6 protein-coding genes are annotated in these 4969 nt (G+C 39.8%); all 6 read right to left on the minus strand.

What is annotated here, in order from left to right:
* Window positions 1–259 (minus strand): Clp protease N-terminal domain-containing protein (locus CXF78_RS09900; protein WP_145991410.1); only part of this gene is annotated, 259 nt, incomplete at its 3' end.
* Between the two features lie 19 nt (window positions 260–278).
* Window positions 279–1286 (minus strand): type VI secretion system baseplate subunit TssG, encoded by a 1008-nt coding sequence (gene tssG, locus CXF78_RS09905; protein WP_102036674.1) that lies wholly within the window; start codon window positions 1284–1286, stop codon window positions 279–281.
* Complete coding sequence (gene tssF / locus CXF78_RS09910) at window positions 1283–3112, minus strand: type VI secretion system baseplate subunit TssF (protein WP_102036675.1); 1830 nt, start codon at window positions 3110–3112, stop codon at window positions 1283–1285. Before tssF ends, tssG begins: the two co-directional genes overlap by 4 nt.
* The gene (gene tssE, locus CXF78_RS09915; RefSeq protein ID WP_243638395.1) at window positions 3109–3600 is read right to left on the minus strand and encodes a type VI secretion system baseplate subunit TssE; all 492 of its coding nucleotides are present in this window, start codon (window positions 3598–3600) and stop codon (window positions 3109–3111) included. Before tssE ends, tssF begins: the two co-directional genes overlap by 4 nt.
* Window positions 3601–3605: 5 nt before the next feature.
* Entirely contained in the window at window positions 3606–4394 is a 789-nt protein-coding gene (locus CXF78_RS09920; protein ID WP_102036676.1) for a type VI secretion system accessory protein TagJ, read from the minus strand.
* A gap of 14 nt (window positions 4395–4408) precedes the next feature.
* Window positions 4409–4969 (minus strand): type VI secretion system contractile sheath domain-containing protein (locus tag CXF78_RS09925; RefSeq protein ID WP_145991411.1); only part of this gene is annotated, 561 nt, incomplete at its 5' end.

Below are 4969 nucleotides of genomic sequence, written 5' to 3' on the forward strand. Positions count from 1 at the left end.
TTGGTGCTGCACTGTTGCCTGTTTTAAACTTTTCTAATCCCTGACGGATATCACTAATCAACTGATCTTTTTGTACTGAAAAACTGGCCATGATGATGTCTAAATCACCCGAACCATTCTCTAGCAACGCTAATAACCAATGCTCAATCTCAACGCTGAATTGGCTGCGGCTATGGCATACGCTGGCAGCGGTTTCTAAAGATTGTCGACATACTGGATTAAGTTTTCCTACCAATTTACTTAAAGTCATCGCTGACATATTCATAGTCCTTTATTAATTAAATCATTAAGCTTTTTATTTGTTGTCCATTCTCTGCACGGCTCATTAGGCCACAACCTAACCCTAGTCCGATTGCGGACTTTGATAATTGAGCTGTAGGTGCATCTTGTTGTTTTATTTCTAGAAAAATTTTGTATTTCACTGACTGGCCTAAATAGTTTGAGACTAGTTTTTTAAGTGATTGATAACTGGCTGTTCCAGGCATAAAAGCGTTAACCGATGCGCCTTCCTTCGGCTTTATATGAATACTGACACTAGAATTAATATCCCATACCCGGCTGCCTATGCTGGCATCAACACCTAAACGGGCGTATTGCCCTTCTGGCATACTTCGACTCGCCATTCGGGTTTGCTCTGTTTTCGCTAAGGACTGCCAACGCCCTTGAAAGGATAAAATATGTACATTACAGCCAGTAAAATCATTTAACATTCTTCGTAATGACTCAGCACTCGGCGTTTTAGTGTGACAAAAACCTGCGTAATAACGGTTTAATGATTTGTTACCACTAAGCAAACTCAATACATGGGTAAAGCTGTCGGTAACGCCTGTTTCTGGTGATTGATAATTTGCCGAAAAACGATACTTTTCCCATGAACGATAGAATAGTGAGATAAGCCGATGGTTAAATAAATCATAAAAGTCACGCATCCCATTATCTTTAAGTCGCAAGCGCTCTAGTAGCAACTCGGTATAATGTGAAGGCAGTACACCACTGGGTCCGGTTAATCCCATAAATGAAATATGCATATCGGCGGCAACTTTATCAGTTTGACTTGTCGATGTAGACGCTACGTTGCTGATTGCTTGTCCTGGAAAACCAAGATGTTGATCAGACTTAAAACGTAACAACTCTTGGCTTGGAATGGCGTCATAACCCACCTTATAACCTTGCTCTCGCCCTTGAGATAATTGTTGTTGAAACTGATAAACGGCTTGATAAAAGTCATATTCTGATGGCGTATCGATTATCGCTTGTAACTGATTATTCATTACTTGCTGGGTCATAGCAGCGGCCTTTGTCCAGCTCGTGCTGGCCAGGTATAAGCTATCGAATTATGATCTTTAAAGCGCATGCTCAAGCGAGTAAAACTATTGATTGCAGCAAATTGTGCAAAGAAGTGGTCTAAAATAGTGCAAAAGAAAAACACGCCGCTGCCAGAATAATGGTCTTTAATAAAGGTAATTTCAATATGACTGCCACTGCAAAAGCTAATCCTGCCATGCTGGTTAACTCTGGCTGTATCGGGGCTCACTTGAACAGAATGGATATTCTCTATTAAGTTTTTATTTTCTGGTGAACACTTAAAATCGTATAATTTAAGGGTTTCTTTTAAGTTAGACAGTGCATCTTTACCACTAAAACTATCAATAGATAAATGAGTCACTAGCTGCCAGCGCGAAGCATCGCTCAGCGACGCACGTACCGGTAACGTGGGCGCAAGCAAACATTTTACGTGCTTAATAATGTCGGCACGTTCAGGTACGAACATTTTGGGCTCATTAGTACCAAACGGAAGATGTGCCGGCAAATTACGGTTACTGCATTGAGCGGTAATACTTAATATCCAAGCGCCATAGTCGTCTTCGGACTTAAATCCTTTAAAGTTATGATCGACTAACGATAAAAACGATTCAGTGCCTAATTCAGCATAACCACCAGACCAACTAGCAGATTCACGCCTAACATGCCAAAATAAATTATTATGACCTAAATATTGCGGATGTGATTCACCATAAAATGGGGTAACTTCTACCTTATTGTCCTTAGGATCATACGCAATAACATCTTCAATGCTGATAATTTCAGTCACTTCAGAGTCAGAATAACGGGCAGCCAATTTATATTCATACTGAGACGCATCGATGCTCACCGGTTCTAATTTTTGTTCAAACAAATTAATCACCGGCGTACAACCTAACAGAAAATGATTGGCACTAACTTGCTTCTCTAAATCCTGAGAGCCTTCCTTTAAATAAATATAAAGTGAAAACTTATTGTCGATCCCTTGCCAACTGCCATCTAAATCATCGATGTCAAAAAACAAGAATTTTTCTGGGAAAATAAAGTTTTCCAATAATAATCGATAACCAGAACTGGTACGCTGACTGTAAGGTATGACTTGTTGTTCATCTTCAAAGCCAACCGCTTTTAAATGTCTTTTGGTTAAAAACTTACACACAGTTTGCTGCTCATTCACTAAAGCAAAACCGAGGCTGTGTTCAAATAACAATTGATAAAGTTGAAACGTTTGATGATCTTGGCCATTCAAGAAAAAGCGTAATTTATCAATACCGAGGCTTGGCATACTGATTTCGTCAAACTCACAGGCAATATCAAGCTTAATAATAGCCTTAGCACGTTCTGGCCATTGCGGTTCAGGGGCATTAAACGGTGCATTTTGAAACTGGGCTTTTTGCACTTCAATTGGCCATAATTTCATGTCATATGACGTTTGAAAATGGCACGTTTTCATCCCCTCTACCTGAGTGTCTACCTGAGTTGCTCTGGGTAATAACACGCCAGTAGTCGACAAGTTTTCAGTGGTGACTTTGATAACTGACATAGACGGTATTGGCGCTTGGTAATCGGGATATAACTGGCCTAATAACGCCTCGGTTAATTCAGGAAAACTATCGTCAAGTTTTTGCCTAATTTGTGCTGTTAGCAAAGAGAATGCTTCAATTAATCGTGAAACATGAGGATCTTCAACATGTTCATCACTTAAGCGTAAACGCCCGGCCACTTTAGGATATTGCTCAGCAAATTCCGCTCCCATATGACGAATGAAAGCCAGCTCACGATTGTAATATTCCAATAATTCCTGATTCACAGAATTCCCTCATTAACTATCATCGCCAAGTGGACAGGCTCAACTTCCGAGTCAAACGTAATATATTCAGGCTCAGGTTCTGCATACAACAATGCATTAATTTTTAATCTTAAAACCCGATCTAATGGTTGTTCATTATCAACTGTTTCAACCATCACTTCTAAAAATCTCGGTTCGAATCGTTTTATGGTATCGGCAACTTGTTTACATAAAAGTTGACGCCCATCTAAGCTCGCGACTGGCATAGAAGAAAAGTCACGTAAACCATAATTCATCAAAGAATTATCAAGCTCAGTTAAATGATCCGGCCACGTTTGCCATTGCAATTTAGCATTGAGTAGATTTTCTAAATCGCGACGAACATTAGACCTTAACTGACGTAAATTAAGGCCACGATGGCTGTCTTTGACATCTTGCTCATTTGGCGCATCATCTATCAATCTATCTAGAATTGACGCCATTATCGGTTGTTGGTTTTTGCTCAACACAGGGCCTACTGCAACACTGGAGTCGTAACTTTAGTTATTTGATTTAATGCGATAGCATTATCATCGACAAACCACATCTTTAAGCCCTTGCCAGCAACAACATTAGTCGCGATTTCATGCCAATCGGTTTCTCGTCCCAGTTTTTGCGCATCAGTTTCACTGCCACCATAAATCATTGGAATATGCGCTTCACCACTTGGTCCATTTTTAATGGCAAGATCAGCCCGGCGCCAAACCATTTCCAGTAATGAAGTTACAGGTTTAAAATTGATATAATCAATTTCAGATAACTGCGCTAAATAAAAATTGCCGTCAGTACCAAAAATTTCGATGAAACCACCTAAAGTGTCATCTAAATCACGAATTTCTTGATGAGTGATATCATTTAATACTAAGTTTATTTCCGGACGCAGAGTTTCAAGGCTGTTTGCACACTGAGTCACATCATCTTGAGCATCAACCATTGCTAAACGTAATTTCATTAATGCTTCAACGTGCGCATCAGACTCAGCAAAAAGTTGTGGTACAGCTTTGCCCGCCATAAAATCTTGTCGGGCTTGTTCAGCACGGATCAGCTGACGTAAATTTGCTGCGCCAATTAAAAAGTCGGGATGCTTTTGCACTAAAAAGTTTAATTGTTTGTCTGCACGCTCAAGTTCACCATTAATACACAACAACTCAACATGTTGACCTTTTAAGTCAATATTCATCGGGTCGTCTTTTAATTTTGTCTCAACTAACTGAATTGCATCTTGTAGTTGGCCGCTCTGCAGCATTTGTTGAATTTGTTTCATTTGATACCTTTATCTTAATTTCTTGATGTCAGTTCAGTGACCAATTTAATACTGGACACCATCTGATCTAACTGAAAATGAGGTTGTAACTGAATAATCGAATAGAAATGCCCTGGCTTGCCACGCATTTCTTTTACCTGTACTTGGGCACTTCGCAGTGGGTATTTACTTCTTACATCATCTGAAGACACGTCTGAAGCGGTAGTGTATTTATGCAGCCACAGTTGTAGCTCTCGCTGGCAAGCCTCTGCAGAATGAAGTGAACCAATTTTTTCGCGCCCTAGTACTTTGATGTAATGAGCAAAACGTGAAACACACAAAATGTACTGCAACATCGATGATAACTTTGCATTAATACTGTCTTCCAACAATTCATATTTAGGTGGTTTCTGGACAGAAGCATTGCTGTAAAAAACTAAGTGTTCACAACCTAAAACCGGAGATAAAGGAATAAAACCTTGGTCTGAAATAGACTTTTCTGCCCGATCACTGATTAATAAGTCCACCGATGGCTTCATGCGTTTCCGATACAAATCCGGCTCATATTGGCTCACAGCAAGATCGCAAACTAATCC

The sequence above is a fragment of the Shewanella sp. 11B5 genome, assembly GCF_002836795.1.
Taxonomy (GTDB): domain Bacteria; phylum Pseudomonadota; class Gammaproteobacteria; order Enterobacterales; family Shewanellaceae; genus Shewanella; species Shewanella frigidimarina.

Coding starts and splice junctions, on each gene's coding strand:
- CXF78_RS09920 (WP_102036676.1), bottom strand. CDS start 4,394: ATGAAACAAATTCAACAAATGCTGCAGAGCGGCCAACTACAAGATGCA.
- tssG (WP_102036674.1), bottom strand. CDS start 1,286: ATGACCCAGCAAGTAATGAATAATCAGTTACAAGCGATAATCGATACG.